The 20,699-nt window shown below is 71.6% G+C and carries 14 protein-coding genes; 5 read left to right on the forward strand and 9 right to left on the reverse strand.

Annotation, left to right across the window (positions count from 1 at the left end; genetic code table 11):
* Window positions 1-136 precede the first annotated feature (136 nt).
* Window positions 137-3,040, reverse strand: a complete 2,904-nt coding sequence (locus RAN62_RS37850; protein ID WP_305789696.1) for a glycoside hydrolase family 48 protein — start codon at window positions 3,038-3,040, stop codon at window positions 137-139.
* A 181-nt stretch (window positions 3,041-3,221) separates the two neighbouring features.
* Here RAN62_RS37850 and RAN62_RS37855 point away from each other — a divergent pair, with 181 nt between their 5' ends.
* Window positions 3,222-4,571: a glycoside hydrolase family 10 protein gene (locus tag RAN62_RS37855; RefSeq protein ID WP_305789697.1), complete on the forward strand. Its 1,350-nt coding sequence runs from the start codon at window positions 3,222-3,224 to the stop codon at window positions 4,569-4,571.
* A gap of 92 nt (window positions 4,572-4,663) precedes the next feature.
* The gene (locus RAN62_RS37860; RefSeq protein WP_305789698.1) at window positions 4,664-6,826 is read left to right on the forward strand and encodes a S8 family serine peptidase; all 2,163 of its coding nucleotides are present in this window, start codon (window positions 4,664-4,666) and stop codon (window positions 6,824-6,826) included.
* Window positions 6,827-6,872: 46 nt separating this feature from the next.
* Here the strand turns inward: RAN62_RS37860 and RAN62_RS37865 are convergent, their stop codons facing one another.
* Window positions 6,873-8,150 carry a nucleotide disphospho-sugar-binding domain-containing protein gene (locus RAN62_RS37865; RefSeq protein WP_305789699.1) on the reverse strand — a complete coding sequence of 426 codons (1,278 nt, stop codon included), beginning with the start codon at window positions 8,148-8,150 and terminating at the stop codon, window positions 6,873-6,875.
* Between the two features lie 231 nt (window positions 8,151-8,381).
* On the opposite strand from RAN62_RS37865, the gene RAN62_RS37870 reads away from it, so the two are divergent.
* A complete protein-coding gene (locus RAN62_RS37870) occupies window positions 8,382-10,028 on the forward strand; it encodes a substrate-binding domain-containing protein (RefSeq protein WP_305789700.1) in 1,647 nt (548 codons plus the stop codon).
* A gap of 1 nt (window position 10,029) precedes the next feature.
* On the opposite strand, the gene RAN62_RS37875 is transcribed toward RAN62_RS37870, so the two are convergent.
* Entirely contained in the window at window positions 10,030-11,412 is a 1,383-nt protein-coding gene (locus RAN62_RS37875) for an Nramp family divalent metal transporter (protein ID WP_305789701.1), read from the reverse strand.
* Entirely contained in the window at window positions 11,384-12,262 is an 879-nt protein-coding gene (locus RAN62_RS37880; protein WP_305789702.1) for a shikimate dehydrogenase, read from the reverse strand. The genes RAN62_RS37875 and RAN62_RS37880 overlap by 29 nt, the downstream gene beginning before the upstream one ends.
* 96 nt (window positions 12,263-12,358) lie before the next feature.
* Between RAN62_RS37880 and RAN62_RS37885 the strand changes: the two genes are divergently transcribed.
* Both RAN62_RS37885 and RAN62_RS37890 read left to right on the forward strand, forming a co-directional pair.
* Entirely contained in the window at window positions 12,359-12,970 is a 612-nt protein-coding gene (locus RAN62_RS37885) for a TetR/AcrR family transcriptional regulator (protein WP_305789703.1), read from the forward strand.
* The gene (locus tag RAN62_RS37890; protein WP_305789704.1) at window positions 12,967-14,778 is read left to right on the forward strand and encodes a bifunctional sugar phosphate isomerase/epimerase/4-hydroxyphenylpyruvate dioxygenase family protein; all 1,812 of its coding nucleotides are present in this window, start codon (window positions 12,967-12,969) and stop codon (window positions 14,776-14,778) included. Before RAN62_RS37885 ends, RAN62_RS37890 begins: the two co-directional genes overlap by 4 nt.
* A gap of 15 nt (window positions 14,779-14,793) precedes the next feature.
* Here RAN62_RS37890 and RAN62_RS37895 read toward each other — a convergent pair whose 3' ends face one another.
* The 5 genes from RAN62_RS37895 to RAN62_RS37915 all read right to left on the reverse strand — a co-directional run bounded on the left by RAN62_RS37895 (window position 14,794) and on the right by RAN62_RS37915 (window position 20,698).
* Window positions 14,794-15,606: a hypothetical protein gene (locus RAN62_RS37895; RefSeq protein ID WP_305789705.1), complete on the reverse strand. Its 813-nt coding sequence runs from the start codon at window positions 15,604-15,606 to the stop codon at window positions 14,794-14,796.
* Window positions 15,599-16,123 (reverse strand): SigE family RNA polymerase sigma factor, encoded by a 525-nt coding sequence (locus tag RAN62_RS37900; RefSeq protein WP_305789706.1) that lies wholly within the window; start codon window positions 16,121-16,123, stop codon window positions 15,599-15,601. Before RAN62_RS37900 ends, RAN62_RS37895 begins: the two co-directional genes overlap by 8 nt.
* A 287-nt stretch (window positions 16,124-16,410) precedes the next feature.
* Window positions 16,411-18,399: a beta-galactosidase gene (locus RAN62_RS37905; RefSeq protein WP_305789707.1), complete on the reverse strand. Its 1,989-nt coding sequence runs from the start codon at window positions 18,397-18,399 to the stop codon at window positions 16,411-16,413.
* Window positions 18,396-19,748 carry an ABC transporter substrate-binding protein gene (locus tag RAN62_RS37910; RefSeq protein WP_305789708.1) on the reverse strand — a complete coding sequence of 451 codons (1,353 nt, stop codon included), beginning with the start codon at window positions 19,746-19,748 and terminating at the stop codon, window positions 18,396-18,398. The genes RAN62_RS37905 and RAN62_RS37910 overlap by 4 nt, the downstream gene beginning before the upstream one ends.
* A gap of 32 nt (window positions 19,749-19,780) precedes the next feature.
* Window positions 19,781-20,698: a carbohydrate ABC transporter permease gene (locus RAN62_RS37915; RefSeq protein ID WP_369077242.1), complete on the reverse strand. Its 918-nt coding sequence runs from the start codon at window positions 20,696-20,698 to the stop codon at window positions 19,781-19,783.
* Between the last annotated feature and the right edge of the window lies 1 nt (window position 20,699).

Below are 20,699 nucleotides of genomic sequence, written 5' to 3' on the forward strand. Positions count from 1 at the left end.
CACCCACCCCGGAACGCCGAGGCGCCGCCGCCCGGGGTGGGCGGCGGCGCTGGGGTCTTGCCGGAGGCGGAGCCCGGCGCCGGCTTCGGGCTGCGGCGTCACCGCAGGGAGCCGGAGCCGGTGCCGGGCTCCTGGATCAGCCGTTCGGGAAGAGGCGGGCGAAGTCGGCGTAGCCGGTGGCCACGTCGACCTGGGCCCAGAAGCGGTGGTAGTTGAAGGTCGGGGCCGGCCCGCCCTTCAGGTAGGCGTCGACCTTCGGGTAGTCGGGGTCGTTCTTGTAGAAGGAGCGGATGTCGAGGAAGGAGACGCCGGGCTTGATGGCGTCGCCGTTGGGCATGGTGCCGGACCAGCCCGGCGGGATGTAGATGCCCTGGCCGGTGGCCGGGTCGTAGACGTCGTCCATGCGGTTGTAGTCGGCCCGGGTCTCGGTGACCGACACGCCCTTGCTGTCCTTGTACGCCCAGATCGCGTCGAGCAGCCCCTTGGCGGCCGTCTTCGCGGCGGCGTTGCCGGACTTGGCGGCGTAGTAGGTCAGCAGCTTCGCGAGGGAGCCCGCGACGCCCAGGTCCTGGCCGGTGCTCGTCACGGTGACGTGCAGGCCGCTGTTGCCGCCCGGGTTGGATGCGTTCCAGGTGTCGGGCTTGCCGGTCCACGCCAGGTCGGACGGGATCGCGAACGACGTGGATCCGATCGTGGTGTTGGCGAGCGCCCACGGCACCCACTTGTCGAGGACCGACTTCGCCTTGGTGTCGCCGGTCAGATAGTAGTACTCGGCGAGCCGTTCGAGCGACCACGTCTGCATGCCGAACCAGCGGTTGGACGGCGGGTCGGCGTAGACCGGGGCCTCGACGTAGGACAGGCCGTAGAACGTCGGGGTGCCGGACGGGGGCGCCTGGTAGGAGCCGTTCCAGCTGTTCGTGGCGCCGCCCGCGATGGCGCCCTCGGAGGACTGCAGCCACTGGTAGAACTCGAGCTGCCGGGTGAGCGACGCCTGCCAGTCGGCCTTGGCCGTCGACGACTTCGGGGTGAGCGCCGAGACGTTGGAGAGGACCCAGGCGGCCATCGGGTTCTGGTACCCGAAGTGGCTCGTGCTGGATCCGATCCGCCAGGCCCAGCCGGCGCTCGTGTCGGTCGCGCCGCCCCAGGCGTAGTACCAGCTCATGAGGTTGTTGGAGCTGCTCTTGCCGGTGCCCGCCGCGCAGCTGGTGGACGTACATCCGGGGTTCTTGAAGTATTTGTCGTAGAACGAGTAGCGCAGGTAGTCACCCATCTTGGCGGCGCTGGCCACGGCCGCGGAGATCTGCGAGGCCTTGCCCTGCTCGGTGGCCCAGGTGTACGCCCAGTAGGCCGCCTGCACGGCGCGGGAGTCCGCGTCGGGCGCGTTGGTGTACTTCCACTGCTTCGCGTACGAGGCATCCTGCGTGAACAGGTCGAGATAGCCGTTCGGGCCACCGTGCGCGAACGTGTCGCAGGACGGCTGGGGCACGGTCTCGAAGGTCGACTCCTGCGGGCCGCGCTGGAACGTGTTGATGTAGACGACCCGGGTCGTCTCGTCGCCACAGTGCCCGAAGCCGTACACATTGTCGACGTCCAGGAGCCAGTGCATGCCGTAGATGTCCGAGGTGCCGTACGTCGTCTTCAGTTCGTTGGCCAGCGGATCCTGGCCGACCGACACCGACGGGTCGAGCTTCGACGGGTACTGCGACGGCTGCGGGTACTCGGCCGCGTAGGTGGCCGGCTTCGACGGGTCGTACTTGTCGTTGGTGGGCTGGTCGGCGTGCGACGGGATGATGTACTTCTCCATCGTCTGCCACGCGGTGTTGAACGGCGCCCACTCCCCCGTCACCTGACCGTGCTCGGCCTCGAGCCACAGCCAGTAGCTGAACGCCTCGGAGGTCGTCTCGTGCCCGTGGTCGGGCGCCTCGTCGATCAGCGTCTCGATCGAGTGGTAGGGCACGCCCTCCTGGCTGAAGTAGCCGTTGGCCGGGTTCTTCAGGTCCGCGTAGAGCTGCGCGAAGCGGGCGTTGGCACTGCCCTCCGCCAGCACGGACGCGCTGATCGTGGCCGCGTCGACGCCGGTCCCGCTCGCCGAGAAGGTCGCCGTGCTGTTGAGCGCGGCCGACGTGGTGGCGGCGACGCCGACCGTCTGGGCGGTGTTCCAGTTGGCCGTGGTGAAGGTCAGCGAGGCGGGGCTGGCGGAGACGGCGGTGGATCCCGCGGTACGCGCGACGGACACCGTGACACTCGCGGCGGGCGCCTTCGACAGCTTCAGAGCCACCGGCGTCGACTTGCCCGGCGCCACGGTCACCGACGACGGGGTGGCGACGACGGCCGGGTTCGCGGAGGCGTCGACGAAGACGGGGACGTCGGCCGTGGTGCTGCGGGCGCCGCCGGAGTCGAAGGACACCGCCTGGACCCGGTAGGCCGCGGTCTGCGCGGGGACGCCGGTCCAGGTGTACGCGTACGGGGCGCTGGTGTCCGTACCCAGCAGCAGTCCGTCGTGGTAGAACTCGACCTTGCTGATCGTCCGGCCGCCGGAGGCAGCGGCCGTGGCGGTGATCGGGATCGAGGCGGGCGCGGTGTAGCGGGTGTTCGCGGCCGGGGCGCTGATCGCCACGGTGGGTGCGGCCGCGGCCCCGTTGCACGGGGTGCCGTTGAGGCTGAAGGCCGTGGGCAGCGGGTTCGCCGACGTGAACGTGCCGTTGAAGCCGGTGTTCACGGTCGCACCGGTGCCGAGGCTGCCGTTCCAGGCGACGTTGGCCACGGTGACGTGGGCGCCGCTCTGGGAGTAGGTGCCGCTCCAGCCCTGGGTCACCTTCTGGCCGGCGTCGGGGAAGTCGTACTCGAGCGACCACGTGCTGACCGGGTCGCCGGTGTTCGTGATCGCGATGTCCCCGGTGAAGCCGCCGGTCCACTGGCTGGCCACCTTGTAGGTGACCGTGCAGCCGGCGGCGGCGAAGGCGGGCGGTGGGGAGGCGGTGAGAACCAGGCCGGCGCCGAGGAGCACGGCGCCGCCGGCCCGGAGGGCTCTGAGTCGCATGGTGGCCTTTCCGGTCGGACGAAGGGGGTGGGAGCGCTCCCAAGACTGTGTGCGCCCCGTCACACGCTCGTCAAGAGCCGGACACAAATTCATCGACCTACGACGATATTGACAGGTGACGCCGCCGCCGGTAGGCATAGGAGACCCACGTGGGAGCGCATCCACACGAGGGAGGAATGTCATGCGGCTCCCCGCACTCATCGCCATCGCGGCCCTGGCCGGCACGCTCGTCGCGGCCCCGGCCGCGGCCGCCACGTCGCTGGCCCAGCTCGCCACGGCGAAGGGCGTCGACATCGGCGTCGCGCTGGATCCCAACCGGCTCGGCGAGGCGGCCTACAAGACCATCGCCGACACCGAGTTCAATCTCGTCGTCCCCGAGAACGCCATGAAGTGGGACGCCACCGAGCCCACCCAGGGCCAGTTCACCTTCACCGCCGGCGACACGGTCGCGGCCTACGCCGCCCAGACCGGCAAGGAGCTGTACGGCCACACGCTCGTCTGGCACAGCCAGCTCCCGAACTGGGTGTCCGGCCTGGACGCGACCGCCCTGCGCACGGCGATGCTCAACCACGTCACCACCGTCGCCACCCACTTCAAGGGCAAGGTCGGCTCGTGGGACGTCGTCAACGAGGCGTTCTCCGACAACGGCGACGGATCCCGGCGCAGCTCGGTCTTCCAGACCAAGCTCGGCGACGGATACATCGCCGACGCCTTCCGGGCCGCCCGCGCCGCCGACCCGGGCGCCAAGCTCTGCATCAACGACTACAGCATCGAGAACATCGGCGCGAAGAGCACCGCGATCTACAACCTGGTCCGCGACTTCAAGGCCCAGGGCGTCCCGATCGACTGCGTCGGCTTCCAGGCCCACCTCATCCTCGGCCAGGTCCCCGGCGACATGCGCGCCAACCTGCAACGCTTCGCCGACCTGGGCGTCGACGTCCGCGTCACCGAGCTCGACATCCGCATGGCCACCCCGCCCGACGCCACGAAGCTGGCCCAGCAGGCGTCGGACTACCGCGCGGTCGTCACGAACTGCCTGGCGGTCACCCGCTGCCAGGGCGTCACCGTCTGGGGTGTCACCGACAAGTACTCCTGGATCCCCGGCGTCTTCCCGGGCCAGGGCGCGGCCCTGCTCTGGGACGACAACTACGCCGCCAAGCCCGCTTACCAGGCCGTCGCCGAGGCCCTGGGCGGCACGACCACGCCTCCCGCACCGGCCGGATGCGAAGTGACCTATTCCGTGGCCAGTCAATGGAACAACGGATTCACCGCCGCGATCACCATCACCAACACCGGGAGTACGGCCTGGAGCGGCTGGACCCTCGGCTTCGCCTTCGCCGCCGGCCAGACCGTCGGCCAGGCCTGGAACGCCACGTCCACCCAGTCCGGCAGTGCGGTCACCCTGCGCAACGCCTCGTACAACGCGACCGTGGCCCCGGGCGGCGCGGTGTCGCTGGGATTCAACGGCACCCACACCGGATCCAACCCCGCCCCGGCGGCCTTCACCGCGAACGGCACCGCTTGCGCCTGAACGGGCAGAGAAGTTGACACTTAAATCGACGCTGATGCATTGACTGACCGTTTTCTCCTAGCCTGGGGCTGCTGTCCGACCAGGGAGGAAACGTGCGGAGAAGAAGCATCGGCGTGGTGGTGGCCCTGCTGGCCGCCGGGATCGGGGCGCCCGCGCACGCGGCGGAGCCCGAGGGGACGATCCGGGCGGCCGGCGGGGCCACTGCCGTCGAGGGGTCGTACATCGTGGTGCTGAAAGAGCGCACCGGCGCGGTCGAGGAGACGGCCCGGGCGCTGGCGTCCGCGCGGGGCGGGGCGGTCGTGCGTACGTACAGTCATGCCTTGCGGGGTTTCGAGGCCCGGCTCGGCGAGCGCGCCGCGCGGCAGCTGGCCGCCGATCCCGCGGTCGCGTCGGTCACTCAGACCCACACGGTCACCGCGTCGGACGTGCAGGCGCCGGTGCCGTCGTGGGGGCTGGACCGGATCGACCAGCGCGCGCTGCCGGTCGACGGCAGCTACCGCTACCGGCCGGGCGATCCGGTGGTGACCGCGTACGTGATCGACGGCGGCATCAATCTTCCGCACAGCGACTTCGCCGGGCGGATCCGATCGGGGCGCGACTTCATCGACAACGACGACACCGCCACCGACTGCAAGGGGCACGGCACGCACGTGGCCGGGACGATCGGCGGGACGACGTACGGGGTGGCGAAGAACGTCGAGCTCGTCGCCGTGCGCGTCCTCGACTGCCAGGGCACCGGCACGACCGCGACGGTAATGGCGGGCATCGACTGGGTCACCGCGGATCACGCCGCGGGCACGCCGGCGGTGGCCAACATGAGCCTCAACGGCCGCCGGTACGCCCCGGAGGAGGAGGCGATCACGCGGTCGATCGCGGACGGGATCACGTACGTGGTCTCGGCCGGCAACGACTCCGGGGCCGACGCCTGCGCCAACTCCCCCGCCGGGGTGCCCGCCGCGATCACCGTGGGCGCCACGGGGCCCGACGACCAGCGGGCCGCCTTCTCGAACATCGGCCCCTGCGTCGACCTGTTCGCCCCGGGCGTGGACATCGTCTCGTCGTCGATCGGCAGCGACACCGCCACCGCGACCGGCAGCGGCACGTCGATGGCCGCCCCGCACGTCACCGGGGCGGCCGCGCTGATCCTCGCCGACCACCCGGACTACACGCCGGCGCAGGTGGCGGACGAGCTGACCGCCGGCGCCACCACCGGCGTCGTCGGCGAACCCGGCGCCGGGACGCCGAACAGGTTGCTGCACGTCGATGCGACACCACCGGCCGGTGACTTCGCCGTGGCGGTCACTCCTTCCGCCGCGACCGTCAGTGCCGGCGACAGTGTCACGACCACCCTCACCGCGGGACAGCCGGTCACGTGGAAGGCGAACGGGCTTCCGGCCGGCGCGACGGCGGCGTTCGACGGGGACGCGCTCACGATCAGCACGACCGCGCGGACGGCACCCGGCACGTACCGGCTGGTGGTGACCGGGGCGAGCGCCATGGTGACCCGGGCAGCGCGCCTCACCCTGACGGTCACGGCGACGCCCGGATGTATCGGCGCGAACGACACCGACACGCCGCTCGCCGAGTCGAACTGGACCGAGATCCCGGTGACGATCACCGGCTGCGGCGCGTCCGGTGCGGCGGACAGCACGGTCGAGGTGCACGCCGAGCACGGGTACGTCGGGGACCTCACGGTCGAGCTCGTCGCCCCGAGCGGCCGGCGGTACGACCTGCTCGAGCGCGAGGGCGACGACGCCGACGCGATCAGCTACACGTTCACCGTCGACCTGTCCGCCGAGCCCGCGGACGGGGTGTGGAAGCTCGCCTTCCTGGACAACGGCCCGTACGACGTCGGCAGTTTCGATTCGTGGGTCCTCGACCTGGGCGGTGAGCAGCTGCCCGGGCCGGTGTGCGGCGGCCTGGCCCCGGCCGACGTGCCGATCCCCGAGCGCGCCACGGTGGAGAGCCCGATCACGGTGAGCGGCTGCGACCGGGCACCGTCGGCGGCGAGCTACATCGAGGTGCGCGTGGTGCACCCGTGGGAACGGGACCTGGGCCTCTATCTGCTCGCCCCGGACGGCGAGCGCATCGACCTGCAGCAGCTGCGCTCGTCGGGACAGGCCAACATCTTCCGTACGTACATCGCCGACCTGTCCGGCCGTCCGGCGAACGGCGAGTGGCGGCTCGTCGTCGAGGATCTGCTCAACGGCAACGAGGAGGGCGGCTTCCTCGACAACTGGAGACTGACCCTCTGAGCGGCGGGCCCGGTGCGCGGCCGGGCGCACCGGGCCCGGTCCCGGGTCAGCCCAGCAGGAGACGCTCGATCTCGGCCACCGGGTCGTGCTCGGCGTAGACCTTCGCGAGCCGGGCGACGTTCTCGCGGATCTCGTCGTCGCGCAGCAGAGCGGCGGTCGCCCCGGCCACCGCCTCCGGGGCCGGGGTCGCGGTGGCCAGATCGATGCCGAGCCGGTGGTGGGCGACCCGGGCGGCATTGGCGGGCTTGTCCTCGGTCTCGCCGGCCACGATCACCGGGACGCCGGCCGCCAGGGCCTGTTGCGTGCCGCCGGCGCCGCCGTTCGTGATCAGGATGCTCGCCTTCGGCAGCAGCTCGGCGAACGGGATGTAGCCGGCCACGCGGGCGTTGCCGGGCACCGGGATCGTCAGCGCGGCGGGATCCGCGCCGCCCAGGGCCGCCACGACCGTGACGTCCTGATCGGCGAGGCCGGCGAGCGCGGGCTCGACCAGCTGCGACAGGTCGTGGTTGGCGAGGGTGCCCTGCGTGACGACCACGACCGGGCGCGACCCGTCGAGCTCCGCCCACCACGACGGCGGCTCCCAGTCGCCGGGCGGCAGCGGCGGCAGGGCGCCCACCAGGTGGATCGATCCGGGCAGGTCGCTGCGGTGGAACTCGAAGCCCGGCACGCTCAGCACGGCCGTGGCGTCCGGCGCGGTGTAGGTCCCGTCGACGAACGACTCGGTGAACGGCTCGGTGGCCCCCATCCCGGCCAGCAGCTCGGCCACCCGGTCGCGGGACGGCCCGAGCGCTGCGGCGAACTGGGCGTTGCCGGCCCGGTTGGCGGCCTTCGCCGCGTCCGCGTCCGCGGCCGGGACCGGGCCGAAGAAGGTGGTGTCGTCGCTGCTGACGGCGAGGCCGACGACGCTGACGCCGACCCAGCCGAGCGGGCGCCGGCCCGGCACGCCGTACCGCAGCGGCAGCGCGCCGAGGAACAGCACGTTGCAGACCAGGTACTGGTCCGGGTCCTCGTCGAGCAGGGCCTGCAAGGCCCGGTGCTCCTCGGGCATCGGATCGGCGAACGCATGGATCCAGTCGTGGTTCAGCTGCTCGGGGCCCGGCGCCAGGCCCAGCCGCTCGCGGTCGGCGACCAGTTCCCGGATGTCGTAGTCGGCCTCCCCCGTGAGCGGCGCGAACGTCAGCCCGGCCGCCTCCGTCGCGGCCCGGAAGAGCGTGCCCGACAGCACAGTGATCCGGTGGCCGCGAGCGGCGAGCGCCCGGGCCACGTGCAGCATCGGGCCGAACTCGCCCGGTACCGGTGGCGCGGCAACGATGATCTTCGCCATGTGACTCCCTCGTCGGCGGATGAAGATCGAATCTGGCACGCCCGGCGCCCGCGAGCGGCGCTGAATGGCCCGCGGGGGAGGATCTCTGCCCGATCGGGCGCGCCCGGGGCCCACCGGCGACCGCGGGGCGAATCTCCCGGGCAGTTGTTCACCGGGCGTTACCCGCCGCGTTTCCCGGCGCCGTGCACCCTGGATTCTCCGCTGTGGAGCGAGAGTTTCGGGGGCCTCACGGTGACATTGACTCTCAATACGACCATCGCCCTGCTCAGCGTCGCTGTGCCGCTGCTCGCGTTCGTCTGGGAGTTCGCGGTCGTGCGGCGCAAGAAGCTCGGCTATCGCGTCCAGATGGACTCGCGGGCCTCGGGCACCACGCAGACGCCCGACGCCGAGGTGCTGCGGCGCATCGGGGCCAACGGGGACAAGGCGCTCACCGATCCCTCGTTCGTCCTCATCCGGATCGAGAACGCCGGATGGATGGAGATCGACGAGGGTGACTACCTGGCGCCGGGCGACGACTCGCCCGGCCTGTGGGTCAAGTTCAAGGGCAGGCGCGTCGTCGGCATGGCCTTGACCGACTACAGCGACGACGCCCTGGTGCACTTCTTCACCACGAGTGCCGGGGAGAGGCCCGGGTTCGGCAAGGAGGAGGAGCAGGAGGGCAAGGCCGGCGTGCTCCGGCTGCCGAAGGTCAAGCTCAACAACGGCGACTACTACAAGGTCATGGTGGTGCTGGAGCGCACGACCGGCGAGGTCGGGGACCCGTTCGAGCCGCCGGTCTTCGAGGGGGACCTGCTCGCCTGGCGCTTCCGGCGGCCCGCACGCGACCGCGCCCGGCCCGCGCGCCGGCACCGCTGGTCCCCGTGGAAACGGGCCCGGCGCACCGAGAGCCACACCTTCGCCTCGGGGGCGGCGCTGGTCCTCATCGGCCTGCTGGCCACGGCCGTGCTCGCCCAGTCGGGGCTGACGCTCTTCGGCCGGCAGGACCCGCCGCCGCTGGACTGCGTCGGCGGCACGCTGCACCTGCACGGCTCCACCGCCTTCGAGCCCTCCGTCCGCCGGGCCGCCGAGACCTATCAGCGCCTCTGCGCCGCCAAGGGCGCGCGCATCGACGCCACGGACTTCCAGGGCAGCGGCGCCGGCATCACGACGCTGGAGGCCGCCGGCAACGACGCCGGCGAACTGGGGACCACCGGCGTCGGCAACCACCTCACCTTCCACGACGGCGAGCCGGCGGGCCCGCACCCGCAGCTGCTGGCCCGGCCCGTCGCGTACTCGCTCTACACGCTGGTGATCAACCCGGACGCCCGGGTCCGGACGCTGACCCTGTCCCAGATCCGCGACATCTACGCGGGCCGGATCACCAACTGGTCCGACGTGAAGGGCGCCGACCTGCCGGTCAACCTGGTCAACCGCTCGAGCACCTCGGGCACGCTGCAGGCGCTCGTCGAGCGTGTCCTCAACGACCCGGGCAGCGCCACGCGGATCGGCGTCCCGCCGCCCAGCACGCCCGACTGCGCGGCGCTGGGCAGGGACAAGCCCGGCAGCTGCGAGGCCGACAGCACCCAGGCGCTGCTGGAGACGGTCGCGGAGGTCCCCGGGGCACTCGGCATGAGCGAGGTGAGCAACGCCGCCACCGCCAAGCAGGTCGTCCAGGTGCGCATCGGCCAGGTGCCCGCCACGCCGGCCGGCGTCGAGGACGGCAGATACCCGTACTGGCAGACGGAGATCGCCTACACGTTCGGGGAGCTGCCGTCCGACTCGATCGCGGCGGGCTTCCTGCGGTATCTCACCGACCAGGGCGGCAAGGACATCCTGCGCGAGTTCGGCAACCGGCCCTGCTCCGAGACCGAGTATCCCTTGGTGTGCGAGCCGACCTGAGTCACAGGCGCTGGAGCTGGGTGACGACCATGGCGACGGCGAAGAAGCCGTAGAACGCGATCGCGGCGAGCATCCCGCCGAGGCGCCAGCCCCGCAGGCGTACGGGGGAAGGAAGGTCTCGGGTGTTGAGACGCACCAGCAGGACCGAGTAGAGCAGCGTGACCACCGAGGCCGCGCACGTCGAGACGATGAGCAGGCCGAGCGGCTGGGTGAAGCCGGCCAGCAGGATCAGCGAGCCGAGCACGATCTCGGCCCAGACGACGGTCAGGTAGAGGCGGGGCTCGGTCCAGCGGGCCGATGCGGCGAGATAGTTGCGGCGCAGGAAGTCGGCGGCGAGGCGGCCGATGATGTCGAGCAGGCCCATCGCGGCCGCCCACAGCGACACCGCGGCGACGGCCAGGAAGAGGATTTTGAGCCAGGTGCCGACCTCGGTGGCGAAGATGCCGGCCTGGATGCGCAGGAAGGACGGGTCGTTCGTGAGGTCGTCGCGGCCGAAGAGGGTCTCGTAGGCGAGCAGGCTCATCACGCCGATCGTCACGAAGCACACCGCGACGAAGGTGACGAGGTGCTCGAGGTTGGCCCGCCGCCACCAGACCGTCCAGCGGTCCTGGGAGTCCGGCGGGAAGGTGTAGAGGTCGGCGCCGGCGGCCTCCACCCGGCCGGTCACGGGCGACACCAGCTGCGGGACGTGGGCGCCCATGCCGTAGCGCTTGTCGCGGATCCAGTTGCTCAGGACCAGGTTGTGGACGCCCCCGGCGCCGGCCGCACCGATCGCGCTCAGCAGCAGGGTGAACGAGATGCCGCCGGGTATCCGGCCGAACTCCGTGACGGTCGCCTTGGCCCCGGCGCCCCACGTGGACAGGGAGATCACGAAGACGACCACGACGACCAGGAAGAACAGTGTCAGCGCCACCTTGGCCGTCTCGACCCGCTCGACCGTCGTGTAGATGACCTTGGAGAAGGTCAGGAGGACGCCGATGGCCACGAGGACGCCGACGGTGATCCACACCGGGTCGCCCCCGCCGACCAGGTAGGTGAAGACGGTGGAGCCGCTGGTCGCCCAGCCCGGCCAGACGTACTGGAAGGCGCCGGCCAGGCAGATGAGGATGCCCCAGCCCTTCCACCAGCGGGAGAAGCCGGCGACGGCGGTCTGCCCGGTCGCGAGGGTGTAGCGCTCGATCTCCATGTTGATGACGAACTGCACGGCCAGGGTGGTGAAGGCGAGCCAGAGCAGGCCGAGGCCGCCGATCGCGGTCAGGTACGGCCAGAGGATGATCTCGCCGGCGGCCATGCCGATGCCGACGGCGACGACGCCGGGGCCCACCATGCGGCGCAGGGGCAGGGGTTCGGGCAGTTCACGGGTGTGGATGGTGGTCGTGCTCATGGGGCGCTCCAATGAGGTCGGCGACGTGCCGCAGCATCCGGGCGGTGCCGGGGGCGCGCCCGGTGAACAGCTCGAACGCGGCGGCGGCCTGGAAGGCGCACATCGCCGCGCCGCCGGCCGCCCGCGCCCCGGCGGCCCGGGCGGTGCGCAGCAGTTCGGTGTCCACGGGCAGATAGACGATGTCGGCGACCCACAGGCCACCGTGGAGGAGTCCGGCGGGGACGGGTGAGCCGGGGTGCGAGTGCATGCCGACCGGGCTGGCGTTGACGATGCCGTCGGTGGTGGCCACGAGCTCGGGCAGGCGTTCCGGACCGGCGAAGGCGAGGCGTTCCGGGCCGGCGAAGGCGAGGCGTTCCGGGCCGGCGAAGGGCGCCGCCGCGAGGGACGAGAGCCGGTCAGGGTCCGGGTCGACGACGGTGAGCCGGCCGGCGCCCAGGCCGAGGAGAGCGTACGCACAGGCGGCCCCCGCTCCGCCCGCGCCCAGCTGCACGACGTGACCGGTCGCGGCGTCCGGCAACTGCGTGCGGAAGGACTCGGTGAACCCGTACGCGTCGGTGTTGTAGCCGTACCGCCGCCCGGCGCGGAAGACCACCGTGTTGACCGCGCCGATCGCCCGGGCCTGCGGGGACAGCTGATCGAGCAGCGGGATCACCTGCTGCTTGAACGGATGGGTGACGTTGACCCCGGCGAAGCCGCCGCGCTGGGCCTGATCCAGCGCGGCGCCGGGCGCCCGGTCCCGGTCGAACAGCGTGTAGCTCAGGTCGAGCCCCTGGTGAGCCGCCTCGGTCTGGTGCAGGGCCGGCGACAACGACGCCCCGATCCCCGCACCGATCAGGCCACACCTCACCATGAGATCTACCTCTCTCAATGTACGAACTGGTACGTTAGTTATCAGCTGTGGCGCAGGTCACTGTCAAGAGGCGTGGAGGGAACGATGCTCCTGAGCGTGGAGAGGCAACGTGACGCCGACCGGACGCGGGCGGACATCCTGGACGTGGCCACCGGCGAGTTCGCCGAGCGCGGCTACGGCGGCGCCCGGGTCGACGAGATCGCGGCGCGGACCCGCACGACCAAGCGGATGATCTACTACTACTTCGGCGGCAAGGAGCAGCTCTACCAGGCGGTGCTGGAGCGGGCGTACGCGCAGATCCGCGCCGCCGAACGCGCCGTCGACGTCGACCACCTCGACCCCGTCGCCGCCGTGCGCCGCATCGCCGAGGTGACCTTCGAGCACCACGAGGCCCATCCCGCCTTCGTCAAACTGGTCGGCGCGGAGAACGCCCAGCACGCCGCGCACGTGACCCGCCTCGCCGGGGCGAACAGCTCCGCCGTCGACCTGCTGCGCGGCGTCCTCGAGCGCGGCCGCCGCGAGGGGGTCTTCCGCTCCGGTGTGGACGCCCTCGACGTGCACATGCTGATCAGCTCGTTCTGCTTCTTCCGGGTCGCCAACCGGCACACCTTCGGCGCCCTGTTCGGCCGCGACCTGCTCGACCCGGCCCGCCGCGCGCACTACCGCGAGATGCTCGGGGACCTGCTCACCCGGTACCTGCGGCCATGACCCGCGGCATCGCGACGGTGTGCCTCTCCGGCACGCTCGACGACAAGCTCGCCGCCGCGGCGGCCGCCGGCTTCGACGGCATCGAGCTCTTCGAGAACGACCTCGTCGTGTCGCCCCGCTCGCCCGCCGAGATCCGCGCCCGCTGCGCCGATCTGGGCCTGACGATCGACCTCTACCAGCCGTTCCGCGACTTCGAGGCCGTACCACCCGCGCTCCTGCGCGCGAACCTGGCCCGCGCCGAGCGCAAGTTCGCCGTCATGGCCGGGCTCGGCGCGGACACCCTGCTCGTCTGCTCCTCGGTGTCCCCGGACACCCGCGCCGACGACGACCTGGCGGCCGAGCAGCTCGCCCTGCTGGCCGACCGGGCGGCGGAGCACGGGATCCGCGTCGCCTACGAGGCGCTCGCCTGGGGCCGGCACGTCTCCACGTGGGACCACTCGTGGCGCATCGTGCAGCGGGCCGGGCACCCCGCGCTCGGGCTCTGCCTCGACTCCTTCCACGTGCTCTCCCGCGACTCCGACCCGGCGGGCATCGCGGGCATCACGCCCGGCAAGATCTTCCACGTCCAGCTCGCCGACGCCCCGCGCCTGCGCATGGACGTGCTGCAGTGGAGCCGGCACCACCGGCTGTTCCCCGGGCAGGGCGCCTTCGACCTGCCCCGGTTCGTGGCCCTGGCCCGGGCGGCGGGCTACGGCGGGCCGCTGTCGCTCGAGGTGTTCAACGACGTGTTCCGGCAGGCGGACCCGTACCGGACCGCGGTCGACGCCATGCGCTCGCTGATCGCGCTGGAGGAGGAGCGGCTCCCGCCGGCCCCCGAGCTGGCCGGGCACGCCTTCACCGAGCTCGCCGTCGACCACCGCACCGGCCCCGAGCTGCGGGACACGCTGCGCCGCCTCGGCTTCGCGCACACCGGCCGGCACCGCACCAAACCGGTCGAGCTCTGGGAGCAACAGGCCTGCCGGATCGTGCTCAACAGCGCGGTCACCACGCCGGGTCCGGCTCGCGTCAGCGCGTTCGCGGTGACGTCGGCGGAGCCCCGCCATTCCCTCGTACGCGCGGAGGCCCTGCTCGCCCCGGCCCACCCGAACGTCCGCGGCCCCGGCGAGGCGGAACTGGCCGCGATCACGGCGCCCGACGGGGCGAGCGTTTTCGTGACCGGCCCCGGCGACGTGTGGCGCCGGGACTTCCTGGCGACCGGCGAGCCGGCGGCGCCCGGGGCGGGGCTGCTCGCCACCGATCACCTCGGGCTGTCGCAGCCGTTCGACCACTTCGACGAGGCGCGGCTGTTCTACCGCTCGGTGCTGGGCCTGTCCGACCTCACCTCTTTCCTCGGCGAGGAGTTCGCGGCCCCGTACGGGATGATGCGCACCCACGACGTCGCCAACGCCGCGCGTACGGTGCGCATCGCCCTCACCGTCGCCCTCCTGCACCGCGGCGGCTGGGCGCCCGCCGTCACCGACCCGCAGCACGTCGCCTTCCGCACCGCCGACATCAAGGCCACCGCCGCGGCGATCGGCGCCCCCGTCCTCCCGGTGCCGGACAACTACTACGCCGACCTCGACGCCCGCTTCGCCCTGCCCGCCGGGCAGCTGGCCACCCTGCGCCGGTACGGCCTGCTCTACGACCGCGACCCCCACGGCGGCGAACTGCTGCACCTCTACACCCCGGTCCTCGGCGGCCGCGTCTTCTTCGAGATCGTCGAGCGCCGCGGCGGCCACGACGGCTCGGGCGCCGCCAACGCCCCGGTCCGGATGGCCGCCCAGCGCCACCACCGGCTGCTGACTTCATCCCGGCAGGACGCCGGCTGAGCCCGGGCCGGCTGATCAGAACGTGCCGTGAACCGTGGCCTTCCTCGTGCCGGCGGTCGTGGTCACCTTCCAGGTGTCGCCGGAGGTCGGGCGGTCCTTCTCGTGGTTGTACTGCGACGCGAAGGTGTACTCGCCCGGGGAGACCGTGTAGCCGTCCTTGAGCAGGAAGTGGTAGACGATCGTGTCGCCCTGCTCGGTGTAGGTCTTGTCGGCCAGGTGGTCGTCCGGCAGGGTCGTCCAGATGCCCGGGGTGGTGGCGCCGCCGGTCCGCTTCACGGTGACCGTCACCTCGAGGGCGCTGACCTCCTTGGTCAGCGTCATGATCAGGTCGGCCTGCGACCACACCGGGTTGGGGTTCGGGTTGATGCCGGCCGCGACGGTCAGGTGGCCGTCCTTCTCGGTCGAGCTCGGCGTGCCCGTCCCGGTCGAGGCGGGGGTCTGCGGGCTGCGGCCGCTGCCCTTGGTGGAGGACTGCTTGGTCGAGGGGGCCGCCCGGGTCCCCGACGACACGCCCGGTTCCGGCTTCCGGTCCGGGGTCCGGCTCGCCGGCGCGGGCGTGACCGGCGCCGTGGCGGCGGTGGTCGGCGCGGCGACCTCGCCGTCCGGGGTGTTGTCGCTGGCCGCGAGGCGGATCCCGGCGAAGCTGGCCACGACCACCACGGCGACGCCGGCCGCGGCCGCCACCGGGTTCAGGCGGGGGCGGACGAGGCGGCGGTTCTCCGCCCGGCCGCGGATCATCCGGTCGAACATGGCGTCGCGGTCCGGCTGGTGCCGCTCCGCCTCCTGGCGCAACGCGGCCCGGAGGCGGCGCTCGTCGTGCTCACGCATGTCGGCCTCCCAAGCCCAGTTCGATCGGTGAGTCCTGCAGGAACGTGCTCAGTTGCGCGGCGCCGCGCGAGGTCTGGCTCTTCACGGCGCCGACCGAGATGCCCAGGATCTCGGCCACCTCGCGCTCCGGGACGTCGAAGGCGTAGCGCAGCACCACGCACTCCCGGCGCCGGACCGGCAGCTTGCTCAGCGCCGCCCGCACGTCCAGCACCGCCGGGGTGTCCGGCTCGCTCCGGTCCCGGCGCAGCAGCCCCAGGCGGAGCATCCCGTGCCGCTCCCGGGTCTGCTTCTTGATCCACTGCCGGGCCAGGTTGGTGACGATGCCCCGGGCGTACGCGAGCGGGCTGTCCGCCGCCCGCACCCGCGCCCAGTGCCGCCACACCTCGGTGAACGCGTCCGCGGCCAGGTCGTCGGCGATCCCGGACTCGCCCGTGACGAGGTACGCGAGCCGCGACAGGTCCGCGTGGTGGGAGTCGAAGAAGCGCCGGAAGGCACGTTCGGCGTCGAGATCGGTCACTCAGGCCTTCCTGGGTCTTGCCGGCCCGGTGCGGCGGGCGGGGCCGGGTCGTGCGGGTGGAGCGGGGGCCGGCTGCCCCGGCGCGTGGGGGCACTGGGGTCCGGGACAGCCGGAGTATGTCAGCCGATCGGGGTGCCGGTCCCACGCGGGGAGGCCGGGAGGTCCGGGACCGGCCTCTCCGCGCGCGACCAACCCTCTAGTGGCTCATGGGCGCGGAAAGGTTGCCCGGCCCGGAGAAAAAATCCGGCCGCCTCCCGGGTGCGGGAGACGGCCGGACATATGGTGCGTCAGGCGCGGCGCAGGACGGTCACGCCGCGGGGTTCGAGCAACTCGGCCGAGCCGTGGACGGCCTCGCCCTCGAGCCCGGTCAGCTCGACCGGCTCCGCGGTGCGGTTGACCACGAAGGCGTACTCGCCGCGGACGGCCAGCTCGACCTTGCCGCGCAGGCCGGCGGGCAGCTCGCTGCCGATCCCGGCCTGCTCGAGAAGGTCGCCGAGGACCGGCGCGATGCCGTCCGGGCCGAGCCGGGTCGACACGTACGCCGCCGAGCCCGTCCCGACGGCGCGCCGGGTGATCGCCGGCTCGCCGTCCTTGTACGTGGCGAGCACCTCGGCGTCCCCCGTGACCTGGATCTTGTCGGTCCAGAGCGTGCCCACGGTCCCGTTGGACAGGGGCGCGGTCTCGCCGTCGAGCAGCGGCGCGAACTCCTCGATCCGGATGCCGAGCAGGTCGCGCAGCGCCCCCGGGTAGCCCCCGAGGTAGACGTGATCGTCCTGGTCGACGATGCCCGAGAAGTACGTCGCCACGAGGTGGCCCCCGCCCGACACGTACGCGTCCAGCCGCTCACGCAGCTGCTGCGGCACCACGTGCAGGATCGGCGCCACGACGAGCCCGTAGCCGGACAGGTCGGCGGCGGCCGGAACGACGTCGGCCCGCACGCCCAGCTTCAGGAGCGCGGAGTACCAGTCGAGGGCCTCCTGCTTGTAGCGCAGGCGGTCCGTCGGATGCGAGTCCTGCTCCGACGCCCACCAGGAGTCCCAGTCGAAGAGGATCGCGACGCGAGCCGGCGTACGCCCGGTGCCTTGCAGGGGTGCGAGGCGCTTGAGCGTCTCCCCCAGCTCGGCCACCGACCGGAAGACGGCGCTGTCGGTCCCGGCGTGCGGCAGCATGCCGGAGTGGTACTTCTCGGCCCCGGCCCGCGACTGCCGCCACTGGAAGTAGCAGACCGCGTCCGCCCCGTGCGCGACGTGCGTGAGGGCGTCGCGGGACAGCTCGCCCGGCAGCTTGGCCAGGTTCACCGGCTGCCAGTTGACCGCGCTGGTCGAGTGCTCCATGAGGAACCACGGGTTCCCGCCGGCGATGTTGCCGGTCAGGTTGGCCGAGAACGACAGCTCGTCGAGTGTCTGCTCGCCGGGCAGCCGGTAGTGGTCGTTGCTGACGAAGTCCACGTCCTCCGCCCACGCGGCGTAGTCCATGGCCTTCGTCTCGCCCATCACCATGAAGTTCGTGGTGACCGGCACATCCGGCGTGATCTCGTGCAGGATGTCCCGCTCGGCGCGCAGGTACTCGCGCAGGGCGTCCGACGAGAAGCGCTTGAAGTCGAGCTGCTGCGTCGGGTTGGGGTGCGTCGCCGCGAGCCGGGGCGGGAGGATCTGCGCCCAGTCGCTGTAGTGCTGCGACCAGAACGACGTGCCCCACGCCTCGTTGAGCGCGTCGAGCGTGCCGTAGCGCTTCTCCAGCCACGTCCGGAAGGCCGCCGCCGCGTCGTCCGAGAAGTCGTAGACGTTGTGGCAGCCCAGCTCGTTGGAGACGTGCCAGGCGGTCACCGCGGGGTGGTGGCCGTAGCGCTCGGCCATGGCCCGGACCAGCCCGAGGGCGTACCGGCGGAAGATCGGCGAGGTGGGGCGCCACTGCTGACGCCCGCCCGGCCAGATGGTGCGGCCCTCGCGGTCGACCGGCAGGATCTCCGGGTGCTTGGTGGTCAGCCACGGCGGCGGGGAGGCCGTCGCCGTCGCCAGGTCCACCGCGATGCCCCCGGCGTGCAGCAGCTCGATGATCTCGTCGAGCCACGACCAGTCGTACCGGCCCTCGGTGGGCTCGAGCCGGGCCCACGAGAAGATGGCGAGCGACACCACGGTCACGCCGGCTTCCCGCATGGCGCGGATGTCCTCGTCCCACACCTCCCGCGGCCACTGCTCGGGGTTGTAGTCGGCGCCGTACTCCAGCCGGGGCGACTGCCCCGGCCGGGTCGGGCGCAACCAGCGCGCAGTCGTCACTTGACCGTGAACCCCTGGTCCTTGGCGTAGTTGAGGGTCTGGTCCTGCCACGCCTTGAGGCCGTCGGTCAGGGTCGTGTTCGACACGTACGCCTTGCCGACGGTGTCGTTGAAGACGCTGTTCGAGTAGACCTGCACCGGCAGGTAGGTCCAGCCGCTGACCACGCCCTGGGCCGACTTGGCGAAGACCTCGTTGGCCTTCTGGCCGCCGAAGTAGTCGAACTCGGTGTTGAGCCAGTTGGGGTCGTTCAGCGTGGCGCTGGTGGCCGGGAAGGCGCCGTTGTCCACGCGGATCTTGACGCCGTCGCCCTGGTTGGCGTACTTGAGGAAGCCGTAGGCCAGGGTCGACGCCGCGGCCTTCTCGGTGATGGCGAGCGAGGAGCCGCCGTTCTCGGCCGACGCCGTGCCGCCCGCGGTGTACTGGGGCAGCTCAGCCGCGCGCCACTTGCCGGAGCCGCTGGCCGCGCTGGTGACGAAGTTGGCGGGCATCCAGGCGCCGGTGGCCAGCGAGGCGATGCTGCCGTTGGCCAGGCCCTGGAACCACTGGTCGCTCCAGGAGGTGATCGGGGCGAGCAGCTTCTCGCTGATCAGCGTCTGCCAGACCTTGACGAACTCCTGGGTGCCGGCGTCGGCGAAGTTGATGCCCACGTTCTCGCCGTCGACGGTGTACGGCTTGCCGCCCGCCTGCCAGATCATGCTGGTGACGAAGCCGGCGTCGCCGGTGTCGTTGGCGATGTAGACCTTCGGGTCCGCCTTGTGGATGGTGCGGGCGGCCTCGAGGAACTCGGTCCAGGTCTTGGGGACCTCGACCTTGTACTTGTCGAAGACCTCCTTGTTGTAGAACAGGGCCATGGGGCCGGAGTCCATCGGCAGGCCGTAGATGCCGCCGCCGCTGTTCACCGAGTTCCACGGGCCGGTGTTGTACTGGTCCTTCAGCGACGCGGCGCCGAAGGCGTTGAGGTCCTTCAGGTTCTTCTGCAGGGCGAACTGCGGCAGCGCGTAGTACTCGATCTGCGCCACGTCCGGAATGCCCGAGCCGGCCTGGAAGGCGTTCTGCAGCGCGGTGTACTGGTCGGCGCTGGTGCCCACGTTGGCCAGGTTGACCTTGACCTTCGGGTACTTCTTCTGGAACTCCGCGACGACCTTGGTCAGCGTGGGCTCCCAGGCCCACACCGTCAGGTTGCCGCCGGCCTGCAGCGCGGCCTCGACGTCGGCGTCCGAGACGGACTGCGCCGCCGCGGTGCCGCCACCGGTCGAGCTGTCGTCGTCACTGCCACAGGCGGCGAGGCCGATGGTCACAGCGGAGGCGAGGGCCGCACCGAGCAGCCGACGCCGGGTAAGAGCGGACATCTTTGACCCTTCTTATACCTTTGAGGAGCGCTTCATTCCTTGACGGAGCCGGCGGCGAGGCCGGACTGCCAGTAACGCTGCAGGAGCAGGAACGCGGCGAGCAGCGGGATGATCGTGAGCAGCGACCCGGTGATGACCAGGTTGAAGATGGCCTCGCCGCCGGCGGTCGCGGCCTGGGCGTTCCAGGCGTTGAGGCCGAGGGTCAGCGGATACCAGTCGGGGTCGCGCAGCATGATCAGCGGCAGGAAGTAGTTGTTCCAGGTCGCGACCATGCTGAACAGCAGGACGGTGACGATGCCGGGGGCCAGCAGCGGGAGCACGATCCGGAAGAACGTGCGGAACTCGCCGGACCCGTCGACCCGGGCGGCCTCGAGGATCTCCGTGGGCACCGCCTCGGCGGCGAAGGTCCACATCAGGTAGAGCCCGAACGGGGTGATCAGCGACGGGATGATGACCGCCCACGGGGTGTTGGTCAGCCCCAGCTTGGCGAACATGAGGAAGGTCGGGACGGCGAGCGCCGTGCCGGGCACCGCGACCGCGCCGATGACGATCGCGAAGACCGCCTTCTTGCCGACGAAGTCGAACTTCGCCAGGCCGTAGCCGGCCAGGACGGCCAGGAACGTCGCGCCGCCGGCCCCGATGACCACGTACAGCAGGGTGTTGCCCAGCCAGCGGAGGAAGATCCCGTCGTTGTACGTCAACGTGTCCGCGATGTTGCTGAAGAAGGCGAACGGGCCGTCGTCGAACCAGAGGCCGAACGACGTGAACAGCCCGTCCTGGGTCTTCGTCGAGTTGATCAGGAGCCAGACGAGCGGCAGCAGGCTGTAGATCAGCACGATGCCGGTGAGCAGGGTGAGGACGATGCTCTTCTTCGTCCGCGGGTTCTTGCCGCGACGGGTGGGCGCCTCGTCCGTCTCCGGGGCCTGCGCCGCAGTGACCATGGTCGTCATC

It is taken from the genome of Symbioplanes lichenis (assembly GCF_030709675.1).
In the GTDB taxonomy this organism is placed as follows: Bacteria; Actinomycetota; Actinomycetes; order Mycobacteriales; family Micromonosporaceae; genus Actinoplanes; species Actinoplanes lichenis.